The organism is uncultured Cloacibacillus sp. (assembly GCF_963926575.1).
Classification (GTDB): Bacteria; Synergistota; Synergistia; order Synergistales; family Synergistaceae; genus Caccocola; species Caccocola faecigallinarum.
On the sequence record NZ_CAWUXW010000005.1, the window covers coordinates 151765 to 177720 of the forward strand.

General features: G+C 61.8%; 24 protein-coding genes. All 24 read right to left on the minus strand.

All coding sequences use genetic code 11. The annotated features are described in order from the left end of the window. Positions 1–377: 377 nt before the first annotated feature. The gene (locus ABGT66_RS11990; protein WP_346690910.1) at positions 378–1394 is read right to left on the minus strand and encodes a glycosyltransferase family 8 protein; all 1017 of its coding nucleotides are present in this window, start codon (positions 1392–1394) and stop codon (positions 378–380) included. 49 nt (positions 1395–1443) lie between these two features. After that, the gene (locus ABGT66_RS11995) at positions 1444–1746 is read right to left on the minus strand and encodes a hypothetical protein (RefSeq protein ID WP_346690912.1); all 303 of its coding nucleotides are present in this window, start codon (positions 1744–1746) and stop codon (positions 1444–1446) included. Position 1747: 1 nt separating this feature from the next. Further along, positions 1748–2173 (minus strand): O-antigen ligase family protein, encoded by a 426-nt coding sequence (locus ABGT66_RS12000; protein WP_346691147.1) that lies wholly within the window; start codon positions 2171–2173, stop codon positions 1748–1750. Positions 2174–2978: 805 nt separating this feature from the next. Further along, entirely contained in the window at positions 2979–4052 is a 1074-nt protein-coding gene (locus ABGT66_RS12005; protein ID WP_346690914.1) for a type II secretion system F family protein, read from the minus strand. 2 nt (positions 4053–4054) lie between these two features. After that, the gene (locus ABGT66_RS12010; protein WP_346690915.1) at positions 4055–5551 is read right to left on the minus strand and encodes a GspE/PulE family protein; all 1497 of its coding nucleotides are present in this window, start codon (positions 5549–5551) and stop codon (positions 4055–4057) included. A 1-nt stretch (position 5552) separates the two neighbouring features. Then, on the minus strand, positions 5553–7589 hold the full coding sequence (gene gspD / locus ABGT66_RS12015) for a type II secretion system secretin GspD (RefSeq protein WP_346690917.1): 2037 nt from the start codon (positions 7587–7589) through the stop codon (positions 5553–5555). A 57-nt stretch (positions 7590–7646) separates the two neighbouring features. Then, positions 7647–8123 carry a prepilin-type N-terminal cleavage/methylation domain-containing protein gene (locus ABGT66_RS12020; RefSeq protein ID WP_346690918.1) on the minus strand — a complete coding sequence of 159 codons (477 nt, stop codon included), beginning with the start codon at positions 8121–8123 and terminating at the stop codon, positions 7647–7649. A gap of 4 nt (positions 8124–8127) precedes the next feature. Beyond that, positions 8128–9159: a type II secretion system protein GspC gene (gene gspC, locus ABGT66_RS12025; protein WP_346690919.1), complete on the minus strand. Its 1032-nt coding sequence runs from the start codon at positions 9157–9159 to the stop codon at positions 8128–8130. After that, on the minus strand, positions 9156–9749 hold the full coding sequence (gspN, locus tag ABGT66_RS12030; protein WP_346690920.1) for a type II secretion system protein GspN: 594 nt from the start codon (positions 9747–9749) through the stop codon (positions 9156–9158). The genes gspC and gspN overlap by 4 nt, the downstream gene beginning before the upstream one ends. Beyond that, positions 9746–10222 (minus strand): type II secretion system protein GspM, encoded by a 477-nt coding sequence (gspM, locus tag ABGT66_RS12035; protein WP_346690922.1) that lies wholly within the window; start codon positions 10220–10222, stop codon positions 9746–9748. Before gspM ends, gspN begins: the two co-directional genes overlap by 4 nt. Further along, on the minus strand, positions 10219–11415 hold the full coding sequence (gene gspL / locus ABGT66_RS12040; protein WP_346690924.1) for a type II secretion system protein GspL: 1197 nt from the start codon (positions 11413–11415) through the stop codon (positions 10219–10221). Before gspL ends, gspM begins: the two co-directional genes overlap by 4 nt. 24 nt (positions 11416–11439) lie before the next feature. Beyond that, positions 11440–12342 carry a hypothetical protein gene (locus ABGT66_RS12045; protein WP_346690925.1) on the minus strand — a complete coding sequence of 301 codons (903 nt, stop codon included), beginning with the start codon at positions 12340–12342 and terminating at the stop codon, positions 11440–11442. Next, on the minus strand, positions 12329–12997 hold the full coding sequence (locus tag ABGT66_RS12050; protein ID WP_346690927.1) for a type II secretion system protein: 669 nt from the start codon (positions 12995–12997) through the stop codon (positions 12329–12331). The genes ABGT66_RS12045 and ABGT66_RS12050 overlap by 14 nt, the downstream gene beginning before the upstream one ends. Then, entirely contained in the window at positions 12987–14843 is a 1857-nt protein-coding gene (locus ABGT66_RS12055) for an O-antigen ligase family protein (RefSeq protein ID WP_346690929.1), read from the minus strand. The genes ABGT66_RS12050 and ABGT66_RS12055 overlap by 11 nt, the downstream gene beginning before the upstream one ends. A gap of 19 nt (positions 14844–14862) precedes the next feature. Beyond that, a complete protein-coding gene (dnaB, locus tag ABGT66_RS12060; protein WP_303146655.1) occupies positions 14863–16221 on the minus strand; it encodes a replicative DNA helicase in 1359 nt (452 codons plus the stop codon). Between the two features lie 2 nt (positions 16222–16223). Beyond that, positions 16224–16670 (minus strand): 50S ribosomal protein L9, encoded by a 447-nt coding sequence (rplI, locus tag ABGT66_RS12065; protein ID WP_294193997.1) that lies wholly within the window; start codon positions 16668–16670, stop codon positions 16224–16226. Positions 16671–16672: 2 nt separating this feature from the next. Next, entirely contained in the window at positions 16673–17626 is a 954-nt protein-coding gene (locus tag ABGT66_RS12070; RefSeq protein ID WP_346690930.1) for a DUF2232 domain-containing protein, read from the minus strand. Between the two features lie 81 nt (positions 17627–17707). Beyond that, on the minus strand, positions 17708–17947 hold the full coding sequence (gene rpsR, locus ABGT66_RS12075) for a 30S ribosomal protein S18 (RefSeq protein WP_294193995.1): 240 nt from the start codon (positions 17945–17947) through the stop codon (positions 17708–17710). A gap of 17 nt (positions 17948–17964) precedes the next feature. Further along, complete coding sequence (gene ssb, locus ABGT66_RS12080) at positions 17965–18522, minus strand: single-stranded DNA-binding protein (protein WP_294193994.1); 558 nt, start codon at positions 18520–18522, stop codon at positions 17965–17967. A 5-nt stretch (positions 18523–18527) separates the two neighbouring features. After that, a complete protein-coding gene (rpsF, locus tag ABGT66_RS12085; protein WP_346690933.1) occupies positions 18528–18872 on the minus strand; it encodes a 30S ribosomal protein S6 in 345 nt (114 codons plus the stop codon). Positions 18873–18900: 28 nt separating this feature from the next. Then, on the minus strand, positions 18901–19200 hold the full coding sequence (locus tag ABGT66_RS12090; RefSeq protein ID WP_294193992.1) for a septum formation initiator: 300 nt from the start codon (positions 19198–19200) through the stop codon (positions 18901–18903). A 21-nt stretch (positions 19201–19221) separates the two neighbouring features. Next, on the minus strand, positions 19222–20898 hold the full coding sequence (gene argS, locus ABGT66_RS12095; protein ID WP_346690935.1) for an arginine--tRNA ligase: 1677 nt from the start codon (positions 20896–20898) through the stop codon (positions 19222–19224). Positions 20899–20931: 33 nt separating this feature from the next. Further along, positions 20932–22746, minus strand: a complete 1815-nt coding sequence (locus ABGT66_RS12100; protein ID WP_346690937.1) for a hypothetical protein — start codon at positions 22744–22746, stop codon at positions 20932–20934. A 20-nt stretch (positions 22747–22766) separates the two neighbouring features. Then, entirely contained in the window at positions 22767–25478 is a 2712-nt protein-coding gene (gene secA / locus ABGT66_RS12105) for a preprotein translocase subunit SecA (RefSeq protein ID WP_346690938.1), read from the minus strand. Between the last annotated feature and the right edge of the window lie 478 nt (positions 25479–25956).

The following is a 25956-nucleotide window of genomic DNA, read 5'->3' on the forward strand; positions in this document are numbered from 1 at the left end:
CCGCAGAACGCAGCGTCGCCGTCGTGCTTCGCAACGCTCTCATAAAGGCGCGCGATGAAATCTGGTTTCGCAAGATCGTCGCCGTCAAAGAATATGACGTATTTTCCACGCGCAGCCGACGCGCTATCTCAGAGTGCCGCCGATACGCCTCTGTTTTTATCGTGACGGAGCACTCTGTAAGGAATGCCGGAACATTTCAATGCAGTCTCCGCACAGTCCGCTGAGTGGTCGCGCGAGCAGTCGTCCACGACGACTATCTCGAAATCGCGGAAGCTTTGAGCGCACAGCGAATTTAAGGTATCGCCAAGTCTATTCTCCAGGTTATATACCGGAATAACGACACTGACTGAATACATGAAAGACACCACCTATAAAACTCAGCGTTCGCCGCCGAAGAACCTTTTGAAAAATATATGAGGCAGCGTCCATATATGGCCTCGGAATATATTGTCCGCTATCTGCTTTTTGATGCGCTTCACGCAGTCCGACGAATGCAGATGCGCGTATGACGACGTAGAGAGGTCGTGGAGCATTAGCCTTATCAGCTCGTTGTCGTCGCGGCAGTACGGAGTCATGCGCAGGTAACGCCAGTACAGGTCGTCGACGTAGGGACGAGTGCAGAGCACCCACGGCTTCGCCGCTCCGCCAGCCATGTGCCATATCGAGCCTTTGAGACTTTCTTCTGTGGCGCCGGCCGCGTCAATATGGTTGAATCGTTCGTCTATGAGCAGTTTGTCGTTAGCAAAGATATGATTGAGGCAGTCCTGATCCGCAAGCGTGATGCACTTTTTATATTTTGCATAGAAGTCGCCGACCGCATCTAAAAAATCGTATTCCTCACGCATCTTCTTCAGATTCATCAGCAGTACTCCGGCGTTGAAGTATTCGCCGCGCTTGACGCCGAGCAGCCGCCACGCCTTGTCGAGCCGCCACGGAAGCGGTTTGCCTTTCAGATAATCAAGCGACCACACGTCGCGCACGGCCGCAACGGCGCGATCGCCGAGCGGCACGTTCCACAGCTCCGCGATGTCCATGTTGACGACGATGTCACAGTCAAGGTAAATCATTTTGTCCTCGCTTGACACATCCGGCAATAGTAGACGGAAGAGCGTCCCGCGCATACCGTCGACAGTCAGGCGGCTTACGTCTATGCGCTCCGTGTCAAGCAGATTTTCTACATTGATAAAATTTAGCTCCTGTTCATAGAACGAAGCCAGAAGCTCCAATTTAACGCGGTTTTCGTGTGTCAGTGTGTCGTCGTGAACGATATGCACGCACACGCGGCTTTCGGTATTGGCGAAGATGGACGCCATAGTGACCGCCGCGTGACGGCAGTATGTGCCTCTGGGGTCGCAGAATGCAAGAGCTGCGTGGATTTTATCGTTTGTCCTCATTTGCTCCTCAACCTATCATCAACGAATCACAGCGGCGGAGATTAATATATCACTCCGCAGAAAACGTATGCGGCACGCAGTCGTTTTCTTTTTCAGCCGCAGACGGAAGCGCCGCTATTATGCCCATCGACGCCCAGAAAATGACCGCCAAGTCTCTCCGCGCCTCAAACACGTCGCCGGTAAGCCCGTAAATCAGCTGCCCGCCGAGCATCACAAGGAAAATCAAATACCACGGCACGCCGTTTTCAATACGAAAGCGCCCGCGCCAGCATTTTTTTAGCATCATCGCAAGCGCCGCCAAGAACAGCAGCATCGACGGTATGCCGGAGGACACCGCAAGCTCTAGGTACATATTATGCGCGTGGCTGCGCGCCACGAAATCGAGCTTTCGCATACTCCGCGTTTTCTTTCAGAGCCTGCCCGTATACCTCTTCCAGATTTTTTCTTCCGTATCCGGCTATCGGCCTGTCGGCAACCAGGCCGGAGACTATGCGCCATATAGCGGATCTGTGGTTAGTCAGAGAATTCGCGTCCTTAACCGATGATATCTGACGTAGCTCGACTTCGAAGCGCTTCTGTATCGCTCCGCCGGAGACGTAGTTGAATGCCACAAGCACCATCAGGCCGGCGAATATTCCGGCCCCGATGCTTATAAGCTTGATTTTCCCGGCACGGACGGCATAGTAGAGAATGAACGGCAGCATACAGAACACAGTGAGCCATGCGCCGCTGGCGAAAGAGATGAACAGAGTAACCATGCTGACGATGCAAGAAAAAATATTTTAAGAAGCAGCGTTTTTCCCATATCCACATGCTGTAGAAGAAAATATACGGGACGGCGAGCACAGGATACAGACCGAGCGTGTTGCCGTTCATAGTGAGTCTTTTCGGAAGAGCGAACGGGAGCGGCACGTAAGCTTTGATGATTATCAGGCAGAAAATAAAGGTAGTAAGCGGGACGAAGAATCTGATGAACGTTTTGCGAGATTCCTCCGAGCTGAACAGACGTACGGCGAAGAAATAGCCCACAAGAAGTTCAAGATAGACGGAAGCCCCCTTGCCCCACGTTTCAAAGTCAGTCATGAAAAACACGTTGATGAAGGCGCTCCAGAGGAAAAAAGCTGTCAGGGCTATGGAGATATCGCGGCATGTTTTGTCGTTGAAGGAAACTATAGGCTCTTTATGCCGTATGCGTCCATAGACCAGCAGCCCGAGCGTGAGGACGTAGCCTGTATAGTGTACGGCCGGAGCAAATATGGTGAAGATTATCGACGTCAGGTAAATGCATCTTGCGGCGCTTTCGTACGAAACGTTGGAAAACTTCATTTGCTGTGATTCTCCTCGGTCTATGTTGTCAACGTATCCATTGTAACATACACTTGTAGCAAAGTACGTTTTCAGTTTACAGCCGCAGTTGAATGTTTAAATTTTCTCTCCTCTAATAACCGGCGCAAACATTTTTCAATATCTTGCGCTCACAAAGCGCATTCCTACCTCCCCGCCAAACTCGACAGGTCGAATATCGGAAGCAGGACGGCGACTACTACGAAGCCTACCAGCAGGCCCATGACTAGACGCGCTATCTCAGAGTAGGGTGGCCCATTTCTGCATGGAGGACTGGGCGTATTCCCAGCAGCTTGCGCCGAGGCGTTCGGAGGTTTCGGCGAGGGTGCCGCCGGCTTCGCCTACTCGGATTACGGTGGTTATTTCTTCGGGGAAGGAGCCTTCTTTTTCGAGCGCCTGCGAGAAGCGGTAGCCTTCTTTTATGTAGTCAGTGACGGTTGAGAGGCGGCCCTTGACGGGATCCAGCGGTTCGGTGAGTTTGAGCGCCTGGACGAGCGGGATGCCGGTGCGCAGGAGCGTGCCGGTCTGGCTGAAAATTAGCGCGAAGGTAAGGTTTTCGCGCGCTTCGCGGAAGAGCGGCAGGGAGATTTTTTTATGCTTGCGGCGCAAATAGAGCGCGAGCAGCGCGGCCGCCGCGGCGAATGGGACGATGCCCGCGCGGACGGCGTCGGAGACGAAGATGAGCATCCGCGTGATGAGCGGCAGCTGCGCGCCGGATTCTATGACGAGCGCGGTGAGGCGCGGGACGACGAAGCTGAGCAGGAATATGACGACGCCCATGCCGACGAAGAGCATGAGCACGGGATAGGTGAGCGCCGTCTGGATTTTGCGACGCAGCGAAATTTCGTTTTGGATGAGTTCTCCTGCTTTTTCGAGGATTTCGCCGAGCGACGCGGATTTTTCGCCGGACTCGACCATTCCGACGAGGCCGGGACGGAATACGCCTAGCGCAGCCATCGAGACGGCGAGCGAACGTCCGCCTTCGACTGACTCGCGCAGCTCGGTGTATATCGGCTTGAGGTTTTTGCCGCGCGTCTGCTTCTGGAGCAATTTCAGGACTTCCGTGAGCGACAGGCCGCTGCGCATGAACGACGAGAGCGTCGCGCAGAACAGGTGCTGCTCCTCGAGCGAGAGCTTTTTGCGGCGGCTTTTGCCTCCGAAGCTCCACGCGCGCGGCTTTTCTTCTTTTACGGAGACTACCGTGCAGCGTTCGGAGGCGAGCTCGCGCAGCAGGTCGTTCTCGCTCGCGGCCTCGCGGCGCACTGTTCTGCGTTCGCCGCCGCTCGTGTAGACCTCGGCGCGGAAGAGCGGCACGGCTAGACCTCGCCGACGACGCGCAGCATTTCTTCGGGCGTCGTTTCTCCGTCCTTGACGGCCTTGAGGCCGAGCTCGAGCAGCGTCGAGAAGCCGCCCTTGCGCGCGAGCTCGCGCAGCTCGTGCGGCTGCGCGCCGCGCGCTATCGCCTCCTGTATCTCGGGCGTCACGTCGAATTGCTCGTAGAGGCCGAAGCGTCCCTTGTAGCCCGTGCCGCCGCACTCTTCGCAGCCGCGGCCTCGCCACGCGTGCTTGACGCCGTTTTTGCGGACGACGCCGGTCGTGTCGAACTTTTCTTTGCAGTGCGGGCAGACGCGGCGCACGAGGCGCTGCGCGACGACGCCGAGCAGCGAACCCGCGACGAGGTAGGGCTCTATGCCCATGTCGGTGAGGCGCGTGACGGCACTGACGGAGTCGTTGGTGTGGAGCGTCGAGAATACGAGGTGGCCCGTAAGCGAGGCCTGTATCCCTATGTGCGCGGTGTCGAAGTCGCGCATTTCGCCTATCATTATGATGTCGGGGTCCTGGCGCAGAATCGAGCGCAGCGTGCCCGCGAAGGTGAGGCCGGCCTTTTCGTTGACCTGCACCTGGCCTACGCCGGGGAGGTCGTATTCTATCGGGTCTTCGACCGTGATGACGTTGACCTCGGGGCGCGCGAGCGCCTGCAAAATCGCGTAGAGGCTCGTGCTTTTGCCGGAGCCGGTCGGCCCGGTGAAGAGTATCATGCCGTTCGGGCGGCGGATGAGCCTTTCGAGGCGCTCGCGCTCGCTCGCCTTCATTCCCAAATCCTCGAGCGTGAGCAGGCCGCGCGCCTTGTCGAGAAGGCGGAGGACGAGCCGCTCGCCGTGCTGCGTCGGCAGCGAGCTGACGCGGATGTCGACGAGCCTGTCGCCGATGCTGATTCCTATGCGCCCGTCCTGCGGCACGAAGCGCTCCGCGATATCCATGTTCGCCATTACTTTTATGCGGCTCGTGACGGGGGCCTGGTGGCCCTTTGAGAGCGAGTAACGGTCGGATAGCACGCCGTCGACGCGGTAGCGCACGACGACGCGGTCCTCGTAGGGCTCGATGTGTATGTCGGTCGCACGCTCTCGCAGCGACTCCATGAGTATGCCGTTGACGAGGCGGACGACGGGCGCGTCTACGCTGTCGCTCATGACCTCCTGGCGCGCGAGCTCAGAGAGGTCGTCGACCTCTTCTATCGCGTTGAGCGTCTCCTGCCCGACGCCGCTTTTTATGTCGTAGAGCGAGCGTATGAGGCTCTGCACCTCGGCGGGAGGCAGCAGCGCCGCGTCGACGCGCGCGCCCGCGGCGGCGGCGAGCAGCTGCGCGTCGGGCGTCGCCGCGTAGTCCGACACGGCGACGGTCATCACGCCGCCTTCGAGCGAGAGCGGGACGACGCCGCGGTCGCGCAGGACGTCGAGGCTCACGCCCTCGGGGACGAGCGCGAGGATTTTTTCGGGATTTACGTCGAAGTCCCTTATCGAGCGCGCGGCCATTTTATTTCGCCGCCGGCTCGGACTGTTCCGCTTCGTCGCCGGGCTGCGGCGCATAGATGAGCCCCTTCGGGTCGAGCATCTCGCGCGTCACGCCCTCTTTGCGCGTCGCCTTCTGGTAGTCGCTGTTGTTGCGCTGTATCAGTATGCGCTCGGCTTCGCTGAGCTCCTGCCCGTCGCGGATTATGCGGTCCGTCACCTGCGAGGCGTGCTCCGGCGTCTCGATGATGTAGGGCGTGAGGAATATCATGAGGTCCACCTTTTCGCGCTGTTTCTCGGTTGATTTGAATAGGTTGCCTATGAGCGGTATGTAGGAGAAGAATGGCACGCGGTTCTTGAGCTCCTTCTCCGCTTCTTTGATGAGGCCGCCGATGATGACGGTCTGGCCGTTTGCGACGAGGACGGAGGTCTTGACCTCGCGCTTCGAGGTTATCGGCGTCGCGTTGTTGGTGGTCGTCTGAAGCTCCTCTATGCGCTGCTCTATCTCGAGCGCGACGAGGTTGCCGCTCCTGATGTGCGGCGTGACGGTGAGGATGAGGCCGACGTCCTTATATTCGTAGCTGTTGGTTACGGAGTCGGTGTTGGCCTGGTTCGTCAGGCTGCCCGTGAGCTGCGGGATGACCTGCCCGACCTGCAGCGAGCTTTCGAGGTTGTCGGTGCAGAGCAGGCGCGGCATCGAGAGGACGTTTATCGCGTCGAAGCGGTTGAGCAGGCGGATGTAGGCGTACATGAGGCCCGCGCCCTGGGTGTTGGTCGTGGTGACGGCGTTGCCCTGCATGTCGTAGGTAACGTCCTCCTGCGTCATTAAGCTCTGATACAGCGACTGCACATCAGACGGCACGCCTGTGTTGCCGAGCTGGACGTTGCCCGCGATTACCGCGTCTCCCATGAGGTCGCCGCCCCAGGCCGCCCAGTCGATGCCGGCGCTGTTGAGCTTGTTGAGGCTGACCTCGGCGATGAGGCCGCGCAGCATGACCTGCTTCGGCTGTGTGTCGAGCTGTTCGAGTATCGACTTAAGCGAGTTGTACTGCTCCTGCGAGGCGGTGAAGATGAGGCTGTTCGTCGGAAGGTCCGGGACGACGGTCGAAGGCACGCCGCCCTCTTTGTCGGGCGAGAGCTTCGCCGCGGTCGCGAGTATCTGCGAGAGCTGCTCCGCGACGGTCTTCGCGTCGGCGTTGTGCAGCTTGTAGACGTGGAAATTTTCGGTGCGCGAGGGCAGGTCGAGCTCCTTTATGACACGCTCGGCTTCGCGCAGCCCCTGCGCCGAGCCGATGAGGACGATGCGGCCCGTGCGTTCGTCGGCGACGGCCATGAGCCCCGCCATCTTCGACGAGGCGTCCTTGCCCATCGCGTTCATCTGCGCCTCGAGCAGCTTCGCGTTCGCGTAGGAGAGCGGGACAACCTTTATCGCGCGGATGCTGTCTGGCGCGTCGAGCGCGCGGATGACGCTGACGGCGCGGTTCAAAAGCGAGGCCTTGCCGACGAGCAGGACGGAGCTGCCGTTGCCGACCGGCGAAACCTGTATTTCTTTAATCGCGGTCTTGAGCGGCGAAACGACGTAGCCCGCCTTGACGTAGTTGAGCGGCACTACCTGCACTATGACGGCCTCGCCCGGCGCGACGCTGCGGTCGCTCTTGACGACGGAGCCGGTCGTCACCGCGCCGCCCGAGGCGGGCGTGACCTTCGAGTAGCCGTCCATCTGTTCGAGTATTAGGTTGTTCATCTCGAGGACGGAGAGCATCACCTCGCGCGCCTCGTTGAGCGTGACGGCCTTCGGCGACACGACGGAGACCGTGCCCGTTATGCCGGGGTCTACCAGTATGTTCTCGCCGAGAAGCTCGGACATGAAGCGCAGGAATTTGACTATCTCGACGTCCTTGAAGTTGAGCTGGACGCGCCCCGAGGCGCGCATCTCGTTCGCCGCCTGCATGAGGTTCAGCTCCTCGCGGTCCGGCTCCGCCGCTCGCGCCGCGTGGCACGGCGAGAGCGAAATCGCCGCCGCCGTCAACAATATATAGATAAAACCTTTCCTTACCCGCATATCCGTCACTCCCGTTTAACGATGAAATTTTATCCCAAAGCCGCCCGCTGCGGGCCGTCAGTCTTCTTTTTCGTCCGCGTTCCCCTCTTCGGCCTCGCGGCTTCGCAGGGCGCGCGCATCCTTTTTCTCGTCCTCTTCCGATTCGAGATAGACGGTCAGGCTGTTGTCCCTCGCGTCGCGCACCGTTATCTCGCGCCAGCGCACGCGGATGGTCTCCGAAACGTCGCCCGAGCGCGCCGCGCCGTCGAAGTTCAGCCCCGCTAGGTCGAGCCGCCCGAAGTCCTCGCCGAACATCTCCACCTCGCGATCCTCCGTCTCCCAGCGGATGTCCCCGCTCGTGCCGCGCTCGTCAAGCTCGCCGGTCAGTATCCCTATCTCTATCTCGCGCGTCTCGTCGAGCAGCCTTTCTCGTTCGCTCACTTCGGCGAGCGTGTTCTGCGACAATATCACGAGCTTCAGCGCCGCGGTGCATACCGTCGCGAGTATCACGACTGCGACGAGCACCTCTATCAGCGTAAAGCCGCCGCGCCGCACGCCGCTACTTCACCTGATAGCGCAGCTCGACGGGCTTTCCGCCGCGCATTACGGTCACGTCGAAGCGACTGCCCGCCATCAGCGAGTTCAGCGCGTTCGAGGCGTCGGCGACGTTCGTGATGCTGACGCCGTTTATCGCGCTTATCACGTCGCCCTGCGCGACGCCGACGCGCGCGAGGACGCTGTCGGAGGCGAGGCGTTCGAGCTTCATGCCGGACATGTCGGGCGTCGGCACCATGCGCACCTTAGCGAGCTCGTCGTAGGGGTTCATCAGCAGCGCGTCCACAAGCTCGCGCGGCACCGCCCCTTCCTGACCTTCGGAGGCGGGCTCGAGGCCCGAGAAGTCGAGCTCCTGCTTCGCGGGCGCGCGCCGCTCCGTCTGACGGCGCGGCGCGTTGGAGCGCCGCGTGCGCCTGCGGCTGCGGTCGCCGGAGGCTGCCGCTTTGTCGCCGCCGCCCGAGAGCAACAGGTAGAGCGAATGTTCGCCCGCTCCGTCGGAGAGCAGCGCCTCGCTGTATTTTATATCGGAGAGCGTGAAGCCCTCGACGCTCTGGCCCTTCAGTACGAGCCGCGTGTTTCCGGAGACGTCTATCCACGCGCCGACGCCGGGCAGGGTGCCGCGCAGCGTCAGCGATTTCAGCGTTTCGGGCGAGGCCTTCGCCGCGGCCTGCTTTTCTGTATTCGTCACGGCGCGCACGTCGGCGCCGAAGGGGTTTTCCTTCGTGAATTCGTCTACGCCGCCTGTGCGTCCCGCGTTAGCGAACGACGGGGCGCGGCGCGCGACTGCGCGCGCTGAGGCGAGGTCAGCGTCGAGCGCGGCGGACATCAGCGCCGACTCGAAGGCCGCGCAGAGGCAGTACCCCGCAAATATGCCGCAGGCGAAGAGCGCGGCGAGCAGCGCGCGCGCGGGGAGGGAAGCGCCGCTGCGGGGCGCGGGCGCCGCTTTGGCGGACGGCGCGGAATTTTCGGAGGCCGGCACGGTTTTGCCGCGGCGCAGCGCGGCGGAGAGCTTCTCGGCGAAACGCGGCTTCTTCATCGCTCGATCCTCCATTCGCCCTCTTTTACCTTCTTGAGCGGCAGCATGTTCGTCATGCGCAGCATTTCGAACATGCGGTCGAGCTCGGGCGGCGCTTTGACGAGCAGCCGCGCGCGAACGAGCCGCATCGCGGAGGGTGAGATCTCGGCCGAGCCGGAAACCGAAGTCGGCCCGGTGAAGGATATGTCTTCGACTATGATTGTATTCTCCGTCACGCGAACGGAGGCGCTGCCGGAGTTCCACTCTATCGGCTGGCGCGTCACCGGCACGAGGCTGCCGCGTCCGAAGGTCAGCCGCGCGCTCTTTTCGCCCGAGAGCAGCGACGAAAGTATGTCCGGCTCGACGGAGACCTCGCGCAGGCTCGCGCGCGCGACGGGAAGGTCGGCGTTCACGCCTTTATACGAGAAGGTTTTTTTGAAAAGCCCGGAGACTTCCGAGGACGAGGCCGTGACGTAGACGCCGCGCGATGCGGCCTCCTTCGCGGCGAAGGCGAAGAGTGACGAGCCGAGCGCGTCCCACGGGAAGAAAATTGCGATTCCGATTATAAGTCCGGCGAGGGCCGCGGCGGCGCGGAGAAGATTTTTTTTCATTCCGTCTCCCCCTCTATCGTCAGCGCGGCGTTGAGCAGCCGCCCGTCGCGCCGCGCCTCGAGGAGGCGCACCTCGGCGGTCTTGACCGTCAGGCCGCTTTTGCGTATTTCGTCGGCGAGCGATTCGAATTCGTCGGGATAGAGCCTGTTGACCTGGAGCGCAAGCCCCGCGGGCGACGACGAAAGCTGCGCCACCTTGGCCTGGAGCCCCGTTTTGTCCAGAATAGCGGAGACGGCGGTCAGCGGCTCCTCGGCGGAGACGACGCTGCGCTCGGGGTACGAGCGAAGCTCCGAAGCGCCCCGGAGCACCAGCTCCGCCTCGCGCAGCCGCGCTTCGTTCGCGCTCTTCGCCGAGAGCGCGAAGCCGAACGCGGCGAAGAAGGCGAGCCACACGGCGAGCGCCGCGAGCGCGAAGCGTCTGAAGCGCGGGAATTCCGGCGCGCTTTTAAGCTCTTCGAGATTGTTCCGAATCATTTGGCGCGCCCCCCTTCCGTGAGGTGGAGGCTGAAGCGCATGCCGCCGCCCGGAATCTGCTGCACGTCGCCGAGCCGCACGGAGAAGCCGTTTTTCGACAGCGCCTCGCGCAGCGTCTGGATCTCCTCGGTCTTCTGCGCGCGGCCTTCAAGCTCCGTGCGCTCTATGCCGTAGCGCAGCGCGTCGAGGCGCATCGTATCGGGCGCGGACTTCCACGCCGCGGCGACGCCCGCGAGGACGCCGTCGAACGAGAGCTGCACGCCGCCGCCCGAGACGGCGCGGAGCCGCCGCGTGACGGAGGTCAGGGGCGCGCGGCTTTCCTCGCCGAGCGCGAGCGAATATATCTCCGACGGTGCGGAGGCAAATGAATCCTTCATAAAGACGTTCTGAACGAGAAGCAGCAGCGACAGCGCAAGGCAGAAGACGCCTGCCGCCGTGACGGCGCGCAGAGCGGAGAAGGCCGACGCGAAGAAGCTCTCGCGCCGCTCCGCCGCGGAAGCGCCGCTGTTTGAAAAGTCGAGCGCCGCAATCGACGGGGAGGCCGCGAAGGTCGCCTCGCCGGCGCGCTGGAGCTCCGCGGGCGCTATGCCGTCCGCGTCGAAAATCCTGACGTTTTCCGCGGCTATCTCGCCGCCCGCGGACTGCGCGTAGCCGCGCATCCAGCGCACGGCCTCGTCAGGAGCGCATTCGCCGTCCGAGAAGCAGCGGTAAAGCCTCGGCCCGTAATCCTCGGCCCACAGCGCGCAGGAGCAACCCCCCTCGCGCCAGACGACGAGGCCGCAGCCGTCCGTTTCCGAAAGCAGGGCAAGCGGCGCGGGGATGAAGGCGGCCTTGTCGCCGAGCCGTTTTTCATAATCTTCTATCTCTGCGCGCGAGGCGAACCACGCCGCGCCGCGCGTCGAAGAAGCGCCGCGCTCCGTCACCTGCGCCGTCATGGAAAGCGCGGCCCCCGCGCCGGTCAGCGCGCGGAATTTCAGCTCGAGCGCGCCGCGCAGCCCCACCTTCCGCCCGAACGGGAACGAAAAAGGATAGGCCGCAGCGGTGCGGAACGGCACGCAGCAGACGCGCCGCTCGCCCGGCGAAAGCGGCGCTTCCGCGAGACGGGCCGCGGTATAAAATTTTACCTTTCCGTGAAAAGAGGGAGCCTCCGCCGGGATAAGGGAATTCAGCTTGTCTCTAAAATCTTTCAGCAACAGATACCACACCCTCCCGGCAGTCTATTCTTCCCAGCTGTACGCGCCGGAGCCGCCGCGTTCGACGACGACCCTGTAGTTCCTGACGTTTCCCGCCCCGTCGGAGACCTTGACGCTAAGCAGGAAATGCGTGCTCTCGAAGCCGATGATGTTCGCGAGCTTCGTCGTGAGGCTCGCGGGAAAGCCCGGCACGCTCCGCAGCCCTTCCATATCCTTTATCGGATTCACGAGGCGGTAGGCCGCGATGCTGCGCGCGTGCGACGGCGTCAGCGCGTCGTCGAGCACAGCCAGCACCTCCGGCGCGGCGACGTTGACGTTTATCTTCTCGCCGCCTGTGACCGTCACGTACCGCGCGAGGCCGCCGGGTATCTCATCCGTGCCCCAGAGCACGCCGTCCGTTATCTCCGGCATCGCGCGCAGCTCGCTCAGGTCTGAAATCATCCTGTTGATGTTCGTCTCTCGCTCCGCGCCGCCGAGCCTCTGGTCCGTGTCGGCATCTATGAAGTCGACGACCTCCCACGCGAGGCGCGGAAGCTCGAGCGCCTCCCAGACGTTTTCCCACGCCGTCTCGTATTCGGAGCGCGGCGTCACGCCGTCCGGGAGCAAAAGTCCGCTTATCGGTATTTTATCATTTAACGGGCGCACTTGTACTTCCGCCGTGTAGTCTCCTATTTCTAATTTTACATGTTCGTAAGGATCGTACAGCGATTCAGTCGGGCCGTCATAGCCGTTCCTATCCTCGGCTATGCGCCGGCTCATTATGTTCACGGCTATCTGCGCGGCGTTCCGAAAACGGTATATCCTTTCGCGCGCAGCCTCCGCGCGCGCTTCCGTGCGCGCGAACCATGCGAAGGCCGTCGCAGCCGTCAGCAGCGTCGCCGAGGCGATCATCACCGAGACGAGGATGAAGCCGCTACTTTTCCGCATTGACGAACCTCTCCGTGCGCACGTAGGAACCCTCCGCGAGCACTATCTCCGCGCGCAGAATCTGCGGAAGCCAGCCCTCGTAGTCCTCCTGCTCCCACTCGTCGCCGTGCGGGAACCAGAAGCGCAGGCCGCGCGCCGTCGAGAGAATCAGCTCGCCGTCCTTCGCCTCGAGGTCGTCGGGGTCGATGGCCATCGGCTCGGGAACGTCCGCCGACTCCGCGCCGAATACGTCGCCCGACTGCGCGTGCAGCGACGGCTGCCCGCATATCACCCAGCGGTAAAGGCCCGGCGCGTCGTCGCTGAAGGAGTCCTCGGGCAGCACGCGGTAGACGACGACGCCCGCGCTCTTCCCCTCGTACTTCGGCGCGGCGCTCCACATCACGAGGCGGTCGTCCGCGTCGTTTCCGAGGCTCTCCTCGTGTATTATCCTGACCGATTGGAACGACGGATTGCGCAGCGCGAGCCGCAGGTCGCGGTACATCGCGTCCGCCGCGTCGCGCGCGTTGTGCCGCCGCCCCCAGCGCGCCTGCGCCTCTTCGAGCGAGCGCACCGTCACGACGAGCGGCGCGAGCGCCGCCGAGGCGATTATACCGACGAGGCCGACGACCAGAAGTATCTCTATGAGCGTGAATCCGCGCGCGCGGCTATTTTTCATCGCGGGACGCTCCGCCGCCTGCGGGGACTTTTTTATACGAGCTGGGCGAAAGGTATGTGACGAGCTCGCTCATCAGCGCGAGGTCGTTCGTCTCGCGCGCGTAGCGCAGAAGCTCGACGAGCTGCTTCGCCTGCGGCTTCGTCCGGAAGCTGCGGTAAAGCACGCCGATTCCCGCCTCAAGGTCCTCGGGGCGCTTCGTCGCCCTCGCTGTCGCGATGATGTGATAGGCCAGCTGCTCGCCCGCCTCGTCGCGCTCCATGAGGCTCTTCCGCGCGCGGTTGATGAACGACGCCTGGAGCGCCGCGTCCTTCGTGCGCACCGCCGCAAGCAGGTACCTGTCGGCGCGGCAGCCGTTATAGAAAAAGACGAGTCCCGCGACCGAGACTACCGCAACGAACAGACCGAACACGCGGTAGACGAAATCGCTGCGAATCTCATGCCACGAGGGCGCAGCCGTAAAAAGCTCGCGGTTCGCCCACGCGAAGGCGAGCGACATCCATATCGCGTTCTCGATGCGGTGGAACGGGCGGCTGAAAAGCGCGTCGAACCATATCAGAAAGAGCATCGCGCAGCCCCACATAGCTCCGGGCGACAGGGTCCTGCGCAGCGTCAGGACGCGCGCGAAGCTCCAAAGCCACCACGCCCCCGCCGCGAAAAGCGCCGCCGCGCCGAAAATTCCAAGCTCGGCGAGAAGCTGCAGATATTCGCTGTGCGCCCAGTAGGTGAACTGCCATTTAAGCTCCGGGTGCGTCTTGAAGGCCTCGCGCTGGCCGTCGAGGTAGTGCCACTTGTAATGGCCGAGCCCCGTGCCCGCGAGCGGATGCAGCTTGAATACGTTCCAGCTCGTAATCCATATCTCGCGCCGCGCGCCGATGTTCGAGGTGTTGAGCAGCATGTCGCTCGTCTTGTTTATCAGCGCGTATGCGCGGCTCCAGCCGAAGTATGCCGTGCAGACGTTGACCGCAAGCATAAAGACGACGAGCGCGAAGGCCGCGCCGATGCGCCGCGCGAGCGCGCGCCCGTCCTCGCGGCAGCGGCGCGCGGTCAGCGCGAGCGCCGCAGTGCCCGTGAAGAGCGCGAGCATGCCCGCGCGCGTCGTCGAGTTCCAGAGCCCCCACGAGTTGAAGGCGAGCAGGAAAAGGTTCGCCCACATCGGCAGCTTCCGCCGCGCGCAGCCGCAGAGCGGAGACGAGTAGACCATGTGAAGATATATTCCGTTCATCGCCGCCATCGCCATCCAGAGGCCGAACATCTCCTGCTGCCCCGTGTTGCCGATGTAGTTGCCGGGCACGTTCATAATGAGCGGGCAGATATCGTTCATGTCGCGTATCAAAAGCTCGGCGAAGACGACGTTCACGGCGGCGTTGAGGTTCGCGAGCCACAGGACGCGGCGCAGCGCCGTCTGCGAATCGAAGAGGTTGAAGCAGAAAATATAGGCCGCAAGCAGCGACGCGAAGAAGAACCATTCTTTGAAGTATGTCGACCAGGCGAAGATGTCGCACCAGAAGGGCTGCAAAGAGACGAAGGCGAGCAGGCCGAGCCAGACCGCGCCGAAGAGGTCGAGGCGGAAGCCCATCCGCTCCGCGCCGAAGAGCGCGAGCATCAAGCCGCCTATAAGCGACACGAGCGCGACGGGGACCATCGTCCACGCCCATTTCATGATGTGCAGCGTGTCGAACCAGTCCGCGCCGGAATATATAAGATTTGGAAGAGCGAGTGAAATAAAGACGAGCGGGTAAAATATCCAGAGCGGCGCGAGGGCGCGCGGCGCTCCGCCGTTTAAGAGGCCGAAGCCGCCGCCTGTGCTTTCGTCGTTTGTCGAGCCGTTCTTTGCAAAAGCTTTCATTTTCAGAAAAGGCGCGCCGCTACATCGACGCGCCGTAGACGTTTTCAAATTTCGCAAACTCGCGGAAGAATACGAGGTCGACCTTGCCGGTCGGGCCGTTTCTGTTCTTCGCGACGATGACCTCGGCGGTCGCGTCCTGCGAGTCGTTCTCCTGCGCGTAGTAGGCTTCGCGGTAGAGGAAGAGCACCATGTCCGCGTCCTGCTCTATGGAGCCGCTCTCGCGAAGGTCGGAGAGCATCGGGCGCTTGTTGTTCTCGCGGCGCTTCTCGACGTCGCGCGAAAGCTGCGACAGCGCGATGACGGGGACCTTGAACTCGCGCGCTATGCTCTTGAGCGTGCGCGAGATTTCGGAGACCTCCTGCGTGCGGTTCTCCATGCGCCGCGCCGCCATCATGAGCTGAAGGTAGTCGATTATGATGAGGCCGCGCCCCTCGCCGTGCTTCGCGAAGAAGCGGCGGCAGCGCCCGCGCAGCTCGAGCGTGTTGAGCGGCGAGCTGTCGTCGATGAATATCGGGCTTTTTTCTATTTTTTGGGCGGCGCGTTTGAGGCTCTCCCACTGCTCGCTCTGCTGGCGGCGGCTCTCGAAGAGCTCGATGAGGTTCACCTTCGCCTCGGCGGAGAGCATTCTCTGCGCTATCTGCTCCGCGGACATTTCAAGGCTGAATATGAGGACGGGGACGTTCTCCTCGCCCGCGGCGTACTGCCCGATGTTGAGCGCGAAGGCCGTCTTTCCCATGGCGGGACGCGCAGCGACGATGTAGAGCGCGCCGGGCTGTAGCCCCGCGGACATTTTGTCGAAGTCAGGGAAGCCGGTCGGCACGCCCGTGATGGCGAGGCCGCCCGCGAGACGCTTCTCGATGTCCGACATAGCGGACCGGAGCACGTCGCTGGTCGAGCGGATGTTCGTCGTCCTGCCCGTGCGCGATATTTCGAAGACCTTCTGCTCCGCCGTCTCGAGCGCCTCGTCGACCTCGATTTCCTCGCTGAAGCCGATCTTCGATATGTCGCCGCCGACGGTTATCAGCGAGCGGTGTACGGCTTTGTCGCGGACTATTTTCGCGTGGTATTCGACGTTGGCCGTCGTCGTGACGGCTTCGGTGAGCGAGGTGATGAAGGAGAGGCCGCCGAGCGTTTTGACGAGGTTCTGCTTGTTTACCTCGTCGCGGAACGTGAGCGCGTCGACGGCAACGCTGCGCTCCGACATGGACTTTATGACCTCGAAGGCCTGTCTGTGGCGCGGGTCGTAAAAGTCCTCCGCGGCGAGCATTTCGACCGCGGTGTTGAGCGCTTCGGAATCGAGAAGGCAGGAGCCGAGGACCGCCCGTTCAGCCTCGAGGTTGAAGGGCGGTATCCTCTCCATTCCCGCTGAGTCGTTCAAAATTATTCGGTCTCCACTTTAAGCGTCATCTCGGCGTCGATGCCGGGATAGAGCTTTATTTTGAAGGCGAAGCTTCCGGCCTGCTTGATGGAGTCGTCGAGCTTGATGTCCTTCTTATCGACGGAGCAGCCGAACTGCGCGCCGAGCGCCTCGGCCACCTGCGCCGAGGTGACGCTGCCGAAGAGCTTTCCGCCTTCGCCGGCGCTCGCCTTGACGGTGACGACCTTGCCCCCGAGCGTCTTCTTAAGCTCCGCAGCGGCCTTCTGGCGCTTGTCGTCCTTGGCCTTCTGCGTTTTCTGATGTTCCTGATACTCGCGTACCTTTCCGGGAGTTGCCTCGTCGGCGAGCCCGCGCCCCACGAGGAAGTTGCGCCCGTAGCCGTCCGAGACCTCTATCAGTTCGCCTTTTTTGCCGACCTTAGCGACATCCTGTTTAAGAATAACTTTCATATTTATTTCCCCCTTAGCTTGATACGCTTGCGCAAATCATACCATATGTCAAAAACGCCGACCATCGAGAGAACGTACGAGACCGGCGCGAAGAATAGTCCGAAGCATACCGCGAGGCACCTTACCGCGCGGTTGACCCTGTAGGCCGTCATGAAGTACCATGCGAGCGAGAGCCCCTCTATCAGGAAGACGCCGCGAAGCACCTCCATCATGTTCATCGAGAGCATTTTGTAGAGCGGGTCGTCGGGCATGGCCTTCGAGGCCATGTCGAGGATGAGCGCCGCGAGGAGCGCCCAGAATATATTTTTAGGGAAGCGCCAGTTCGCGAACGGCGGAAGCTCCGGCACACTGAAGGAGCCGTCGCGTTTCGCGTACAGGCGCGCGGCGAGATAGCCGGCGGCGGTGTCGCAGGCGGCGAAAAGTATGATCATCGACGGCATGAGCAGGCTGACGGTGTTCACCATATTCAGCGCGTAGCCCTTTACGCTCTCGGGAGAGACGGAGACGCCGCCGTGCGAGAGCGTCCCGGATACCGACGATATGAACGATTCGGCGGCCTCGGGCGTTATCATGAACGGATTGAAGCCGGCGGCGTAGCTGAACGCGCCGATGAGGAAGAGCTTGACCGCCACGGACGCTGCGACCGCCGCGAGGAAATAGTCGGCGCCGCTTTTCACGCGCAGCATGATGAAGCCCGCCAGGAGGCCGAGCAACGCGAATTCGCAGAGGTACATGAAGGCGGAGACCTCGCCCATCGTGAAGAATACGAAGAACGTACCCGCGAGCGCGCCGGGCATGGAAGCCTTTATCCCCGCGCGGCAGGTGAAGAGAAGGAAGGGCACGGGAGCGGCGAGAACCGTCAGCGGCGAGAGAAAGGCTACCTGTATCCCCGCCGCGAACATCACGACGCTTGCCGCCGTCCACGAAAAACATTCCAGCATCAGTTTACCTTTCACGTCAGACCTCCGCATATCGCAATCAATAAAAAAGGAGAGCCGCAGGCTCTCCCGATATTATAACAGTTACACGCGGTTATTTTAATCCGACGTGAAGGGCAGAAGCGCGATGAGTCTCGCGCGCTTGATGGCGCGGGTGAGCTGGCGCTGGTGCTTCGCGCAGGTACCCGTGACGCGGCGCGGGATTATCTTGCTGCGCTCCGTGATGTATCTTTTGAGCTTGTCGATGTCTTTGTAGTCTATATGCTCCACCTTATCGACGCAGAAGTGACATACCTTCGGCCTGCGTTTGCGGCGTTTGCGGTTGAATGCGCTTTCCATCTGTAATCCACCTCTTTCTAGAACGGTATTTCTACATCTCCGGACGAATCCGGTCCGTTAAGCTCCGAGAAGTCGAGCGGGAATTCGTCTTCAAAGCCCGCCTCGTTCCTTAGGCTGCCCATGTCGGGCGCGGGCATCGCGTCGGACTGCGGCGCGCGCTGCTGATACTGCTGCTGTCCGCCTCCGTAGCTCTGCTGCTGATAGCCTCCGCCGTACTGCTGGTCGTCGTCCCTGCGTCCTGAACTGAGCAGGACGATGTTGTCCGCGACGACCTCCGTCACCCAGCGGCGCTGGCCTGTTTTCAGGTCGTCGAAGTCGCGCACCGAAATGCGTCCCTCGACGAGGACGGGGCGGCCTTTTCTGAGGTAACGCTCGCAGACGTCGGCCTGCGGCCCCCAGACGGCTACCGGAACGAAATCCGTGTGGCTCTGAAGCTCTCCCGTGACTTTGTTCTTCCACTGACGTCCTATCGCGACAGTGATTCGAGCAACCTTCTGCTTAGTCGGGGTAAATCTCACGTCGGGGTCGCGCGCCAGGTTGCCCATCAGCACGACTCGGTTGTATCCTCTCGACATAAGGCTTACTTCTCCTCCAGGTTGACGACCATGTGGCGTATAACGGACGGCTTGAGGCTAAGGAGACGCTCCATTTCCTTAACCTGCGCGGGGTCGAGCTTGAACGTATAGAGAGTGTAGAAACCCTCCAGTTCCTTTTCGATGGGGTAGGCAAAACGCTTCTTGCCCCAGAGGTCGACCTTTTCAACCTCAGCTCCCAGTCCGCGCACGATCTCAGCTATCTCGTCGGACACTGTTTTGTGGTCCTCGATGTCAGCCTTGAATATTACTACCATTTCGTAAGACCGCACGTACTTCACCTCCTCCCTCTGGACTTTGGCCTCTTCTCTGCGGAAGAGGCAGGGAAACACAGTTTTGTATTATACACCGCGCGCGCCGCTATTGCAATTTATCCTGCGGCGTGACCTCGATTTTATATATCCTGTCGCCCGAGCGCACGAGGTTGAACTGTTCGACGGCGAGGCGCTCGATGCCCTCCGGCGTGCTGTAGTAGCGGATGTCCTGCTTGAGCTTCTGCGTCCTGCGCTCTTCGGCGACGAGCTCCTCCATGCGCTTGTCGAGCGCCGAGGCGAGCACGTCGATTTTTTCGAGCTCTTTGAAGAAGGATGTCAGCAGCACGGCGATGAGGAACGTCACCGCCGCGCCGAAGGCGACCCATCGAAGCTTCGGAGGGTTCATCCGCTGCGCCCGCGCGCGATTTTACATCTTTTCCGGAGCGGAGACGCCGAGCAGGCGCAGCACGTTGCGCAGCGTCACGCGCGCCGCTTCGACGAGAAGTATGCGCGACTTCATGACGTTCTCCTCGACGCCCAAGACGCGCTGCGAGTTGTAGAAGGCGTGGAAGGCCTCGGCGAGCTCGTTCGCGTAGTATGCGATGCGGTGCGGCGCGTATTCCGCGGCGGCCTTCGCGACTTCGTCGGGGAAGCGCGAGATGGCCTTCACGAGGTTGAGCTCCGACTGGTCAGCGATGAGCGAGACGTCGAGCTCGTCGAGCTTCGGCATCGCGACGCCGCGGCTCTCGAGCTCGCGCAGGATGCTGCATATCCTCGCGTGCGCGTACTGGATGTAGAATACGGGGTTCTCCGACGACGCCTTCTTCGCGAGTTCAAGGTCGAAGTCGACGGTGCTGTCGCAGCGGCGGATTACGAAGAAGAGTCTCGCCGCGTCGCGTCCGACCTCGTCCATTATCTCGCGCAGAGTGACTATCGTGCCGGCTCGCTTCGACATCTGGACGGGCTTGCCGTCGCGCAGAAGGTTGACCATCTGTATCAGAAGCACTTCGATCCCGTCGTCTGGGAAGCCGAAGGCCTTGTTGACGGATTTTATGCGCGGCACGTAGCCGTGGTGGTCGGCACCCCAGACATAGACGAGGCGTTCGAAGCCGCGGTCGTATTTGTTTTTAAGGTATGCGACGTCGGATGTGAAATATGTCGGCATTCCGTTGGAGCGGATGAGCACGCGGTCTTTGTCGTCGCCGAAGAGCGTCGAGCGGAACCAGAGCGCGCCCTCTTCCTCGTAGGCGTAGCCGCGCTCCTTGAGCGCCTCCATCGCGGGCTCGACCGCGCCGTTGTCGTAGAGCGATTTCTCGGAGAACCAGACGTCGAACTTGACGCCGAAGTCCTCAAGGTCTTTCCTTATCATGCCGAGGACCATCTTGCCGGTCTCCTGCGAGAAGAACTCGAGCGTCTCCTCAAGCGGCTTCTGCGCGAGTGTGTCGCCGTACTTCTCGACGTAAACCTTCGCAATGTCGTTCATGTAGTCGCCCTGGTAGCCGTCCTCGGGCATCGGCGCTTCGTCCGCGCGGCCGAGCGCCTGGAAGTAGCGCGCCTGCGCGGACTTGCCAAGCAGCTCCATCTGGAGGCCCGCGTCGTTCGTGTAGTATTCGCGCTCTACGTCCCAGCCCGCGAAGTCGAGCAGCGAGGCCGTGATGTCGCCGACGGCGGCTCCGCGGCCATGGCCCATGTGGAGCGGTCCGGTCGGGTTCGCGCTGACGAATTCGACCTGAACGCGGCGGCCTTTGCCAGCGTCGGAGCGTCCGTAGTCGGCGTCCTTCTCTATCGCCGTTTTTATCGTCTCGGCGACCCAGTCGGATTTGAGCGTGAAGTTCATGAATCCGGGGCCCGCGACCTCGGCTTTCTCTATCACGCCGTTCTCCGATATTTTCGCGATTATCGCCGCGGCGAGGTCGCGCGGCTTTTCGCCGAACGGCTTCGCGAGCTGCATCGCGATGTTCGTCGCCCAGTCGCCGTGGCCTTCCTGGCGCGGGCGTTCTATGCGCACGAGGAAGCCCTCTGGGATTTCGTATCCCTTTTCGGACGCGACGGCGCGGACGGCGTCGTCGAGCAGCTTCTTCAGTTCATCGGTCATGTTCCGCATCACACAACACTCCTTATACAGTTCCGGAAACTTTTATTTTCTGAAGGGCAGGTCGAGCACCGGCCATCTCAGAGTGGCGGCCAGCTCTTCTCTGAGAAGCTGGGCCGTTATTCCCTCTACTTCGCGCGTCTTGACGACCCACAGGCTGTCGGCGAGCAGCTCGCCGCGCTTGGGCCAGTGCGTTATCGATTCGCGCAGCACAGCCTTCGAGCCTTCGCCGAGCTGTTTCAGCGCGGGCTCCTGGAGCAGGCGGAAGCCGCCGGGCATCGACATGCGCACTTTCTGGTCTATTATGAACGGGAAGCGGAGCGTGTAGTCGTCCTCCTGCCCGATCATCTCGCTGACGCGCATCGGCACTCCGCCGGGCAGGCGGAGCAGCATGCTGTCGCCGTGGATTATGCCCGGCGTGCAGCTGACGCTGAATTCCATTTTGTAGCCGTCTTTTTCTTCCTTCACTTCGACGGGCGTCAGGTGCATCCCGAGCATCGCGAAGTTCAGCTTTTCGAGGACGACCGCAGCGGCCTCCTCGACCTTCGGCATACCGCTGCCGGATAGCAGCGCGTTCCAGCCGCCGGTCACTGTCACTTCGAGCTTGCCCTCGGCGCGTCCGTCGGCGGCGAGCTTGAGCCGCCAGAGGAGCGCGAGGCGGCTCGCCGAGGCGGAGCCGTCGGAGAGCTTTTTGGTCTTGTGCTCCTTTTCGCCGTCGCCGTAGAGCTCTGTGCCCGCGAGTGAAAGCGGCACGCGCCCCGACGAATATGGTATCCCGGGCGCAAAGTATGTTGAGCGCGAAGCGCCGGGGGCCTTGAGCTCGAGCACGGGGCCTTCAAAGAGGGAGACCGCCGCGGGGCTCGAGGCGTCGGCGTACATCTTTGCGTTCCACCAAATCTTGGAATTCCAGCCGAGTTCCGTCAGCCATTTGTGAAGCAGGAAGGCCTGCTCCCACGGCGTCCACGGGCCTTCGGCGGGGATTTCGCCCCTGCCGCGCACCCATCCCGCGGGGTAGCCCGCGAGCGTGCGCTCAGGAGAATTGACCCACGCGATAAGCCGTCCGCCCGCCGCGCGCGCGTCGCCGCGGATGCCTGAGGGCATGGGCAGCTGCGGCACGGATGCGGCAAGCTCGTTCGCCTCGCGTATTCCTGCTAATACGCCGACGTTCGTGCTGAAGCTGAGCATCGGCCTTTCGTTGACGACGAAGCCCTCGCCGCGCCACGGAAGCTGGTTCATCACCTGCCAGCTGTATTTCACGCTGCCGCCGCTCATCGACTCGGTCGGCTCGCGCATTTCGCGTCCGGACCAGAATATCTCGGTTCCTTCGGGAACTTCGACGCTGACGTTCTGCTCCCATATCGGGAGGTCGCCCGCCATGTTGACTGTGCCGCTGATGCCGTTCCGCGAGTCGCGCGTCTCTTTCACGACTATGACGACGGCGCGTCCGATAGTGTCCTCGGGCACCGTTACGACGCGGACGGAGGCTCCGCCCGGAAGCGTCTGCTCCTCTACGGGCAGGTCGCCCTCCTTCATGCCGGTCATCGTGTTGTACCAGGCGGCCTCTTCAACGGCGAGCGAGCCGCCCGCGGGGACTGGATAGCGCACCGTCTTCCAGCCCTCGGGGACCTTTTCGCCCATCATTATCACGGTCGCGCGCAGCCTTTCGACGGAGCCGGAGGCGGTGAGGCGCGACTCGTCGTTGCGCAGCCAGACTACGGCGTCGTTGCTGCCGTATATTTCCATCGACGGCACCTCGTCCTTGAGGCGCATTATCTCGCGTTCGCTGTCCCACGCGGCGAAGGCGCATCCCGCGAAGGCGAGGCAGAGAAGCGCCGCGAGAGCCGCCGCCCTGATTTTCATTCCGCGTCCGCGCTTCATGGCTATTTGTTCCTGCCGCAGCACTGCTTGTATTTCTTGCCGCTGCCGCAGGGGCAGGGGTCGTTGCGCCCGATCTTGACCTCGTTGACGATCGGCTGCGTCTTCTGCGCCGTCGCGGTCACGCCGGGGTTCTCCATGTCGTCGCTGTAGTTTCCGGGCGCGGCCGCGGGCATCTCAAACGGGTCGCGGCTTTCGCGCCACTTCTTCCTGTTGTCGGGGCGCTCCTCGTTCCGCGCCACGACGGAGACGCGCAGCGCGAATTCCGTGATGCTCTCGCGGACGCGCACGAGCATTTCCTGGAAGAGGTTGAAGGACTCGAACTGGTATTCGACGAGCGGGTCTTTCTGCCCTATCGCGCGCAGGCCGATGCCGCGGCGCAGCTCGTCCATCGCAAGCAGGTGCTCTTTCCAGTTCGCGTCGAGGACTTCGAGGAATATGTAGCGGTATATCTGCGCCGAAAGCTCGGGGCCGAGCTCCTCCGTCTTCTGGCGGAAGCGCGCGCGTATGTCCTCGATGATGCGCGGGCGCATTTCTTCAAAGGCGTGCTCGGAATCTATGCCTTCGAGGCATGAGGCTACGCCGGGCCAGAAGAGCGCGTTGAGGCGCACGCAGACGGATTTTATGTCGGGCGTATCGGCGTTCTTGTCGGCGAAGGCCTTGTCGAGCTGCGCGTTCGCCGTGTCCTCGAGGACCTCGAGCGTGCGCTCGACTATGTTTTCGTCCTCGAGTATCTCGCCGCGCTCGGCGTAGACGGCTTCGCGCTGGCGGTTCATTACGTTGTCGTAGGAGAGGAGCTGCTTTCTTATGTCGAAGTGCATCTCCTCGACCTTTTTCTGCGCGTTCTCAATGGCCTTGGAAAGCAGCGGATGGTCGAGCGACTCGCCCTTCTCCATGCCGAGCTTGTCCATTATCGACGAAATCCTGTCGCCGCCGAAGAGGCGGATGAGGTCGTCGTCGAGCGCGATGTAGAAGCGGCTTTCGCCCGGGTCGCCCTGGCGTCCGGAGCGTCCGCGCAGCTGGTTGTCTATGCGGCGCGACTCGTGGCGCTCGGTGCCGATGATGCGCAGGCCGCCCGTCGCTATGACCTTGTCGTGCTCCTCGGCGCATATCTTTTTATATTTTTCGAGGATTTCGGCGTAGAGCTGCGGATCGTCGGCGGGCGTCTTGCCCTCCTTCGCAAGCTCGTCGCGCGCGAGGAACTCCGCGTTTCCGCCGAGGACGATGTCCGTTCCGCGGCCCGCCATGTTCGTCGCGACGGTGACAGCGCCGAAGCGCCCCGCCTGCGCGACTATCGCGGCTTCCTTGTCGTGGACCTTCGCGTTCAGCACGTTGTGCGGTATCTTGCGCGCGCGCAGCAGCTTGCTGACACGCTCCGAATGCTCTATCGAGGCGGTGCCGACCAGTATCGGCTGCCCCTTCGCGTGGTATTCCGCGACTTCGTCGGCTGCCGCGGTGTATTTTTCCTCGGCAGTCTTGTAGACCGCGTCGGGGTTGTCCTTGCGTATCATGGGCTTGTGCGTCGGGACGACTATTACGTTGAGGCCGTAGATTTCCTTAAATTCCTCGGCCTCAGTCTTCGCCGTGCCGGTCATGCCCGCGAGCTTCTTGTACATACGGAAGTAGTTCTGGAGCGTAATCGTCGCGAGCGTCTGGTTCTCTCGGCCTATGCGCACGCGCTCCTTCGCCTCGATAGCCTGGTGCAGCCCGTCCGAGTAGCGGCGGCCGAACATCAGGCGGCCGGTGAACTCGTCGACGATCACTATCTCGCCGTCCTTGACGACGTAATGCACGTCGCGCTGGAACAGATGGTGCGCCTTGAGCGCCTGGACTATTTTGTGCGCAAGCGACGAGTTGGCGAAATCGGTGAAAAGGTTCGGCAGCTTCATGATGCGCTCCGTCTTCGCGATACCAGTCTCGGTCAGAGCCAAGTTGCGTTCCTTCTCGTCTACCTCGAAATCCGTGCCCTTGACCAGCTCGCGAGCCACGGCGTCGGCGACGCGGTATGGCTCCGTGTCGTCCTCCGACGGGCCGGAGATGATGAGCGGCGTCCTCGCCTCATCTATCAGTATCGAGTCAACTTCGTCGACGATGCAGTAGTTGTGGCCGCGCTGCACCTGCTGCGACTTCTGTATCGCCATGTTGTCGCGCAGGTAGTCGAAGCCGAACTCGCTGTTCGTGCCGTAGGTTATGTCGCAGCGGTAGGCCTCAAAACGCGCGTCCTCTGGCATGAAGGGCGAAATGACGCCGACCGTCAGCCCCATTCCGCGGTAGACCGGCCCCATCCACTCCGCGTCGCGCGCGGCGAGGTAGTCGTTGACCGTGACTACGTGGACGCCCTTCTTCGTCATCGCGTTGAGCGCGACCGCGAGCGTCGCGACAAGGGTCTTTCCTTCGCCCGTCTTCATCTCCGCGATGTTGCCGTCGTTAAGCGCCATGCCTCCGATGAGCTGCTCCTTGAAGTGGCGCAGGCCGAGCGTGCGCTTCGAGACCTCGCGGACTCGCGCGAAGACCTCGGGCAGTATGTCGTCGAGGCTCTCGCCCTTTTCGAGGCGCGCGCCGAAAATTTCAGCCGAGCGCGCGAGCTCCTCGTCCGAAAGCTTCTCGACCTCCGGCTCTAGCGAATCTATTATCTCCGTCTTTTTCTCATATTTCGCGACGGCCCTGTCGTTAGGGTCAAGGCCGAGCGCCTTTATCACTCCGTTGAGAAATCCCACTGACACCTTCCACCTTTCCGAAAATACGGGGAATCCCCGCAAATTATCTTTCCCGTTTAGATTTATATGCTTCCGCGCGGCGCGGCGAAAAACGAAGCCCCGCGCCTGCCGCGATATTTTCCAGCCCGCGCGTCACGAGCGGCGCGCCGCATGAAATGGGATGCCGCCAGCTCATCGGCATATGCGGTGATGGCAGTCCCTAGGGGATTCGAACTCCCGTCCGTCCGCACGGTACGCGGCAACAGCCGCGTTTGTCATGCGTCCCCATAGTTTTTGATTATATACTTATATAAGGATGTAAGTCAAAAAAATTATGCCGCGCCGCACCATCAAAACGACGGCAAATTCACGCCGCGGCGCGAAACGCGCGAAAACTTCCCCGCGTGATAAAAACCGCGCCAACGCGGCGAAAACGAAAAAATCCGTTTCCCGACGCGCGTGCCCGCACGCCCAAACGCGCCGCCGCCCGCGTAAAATC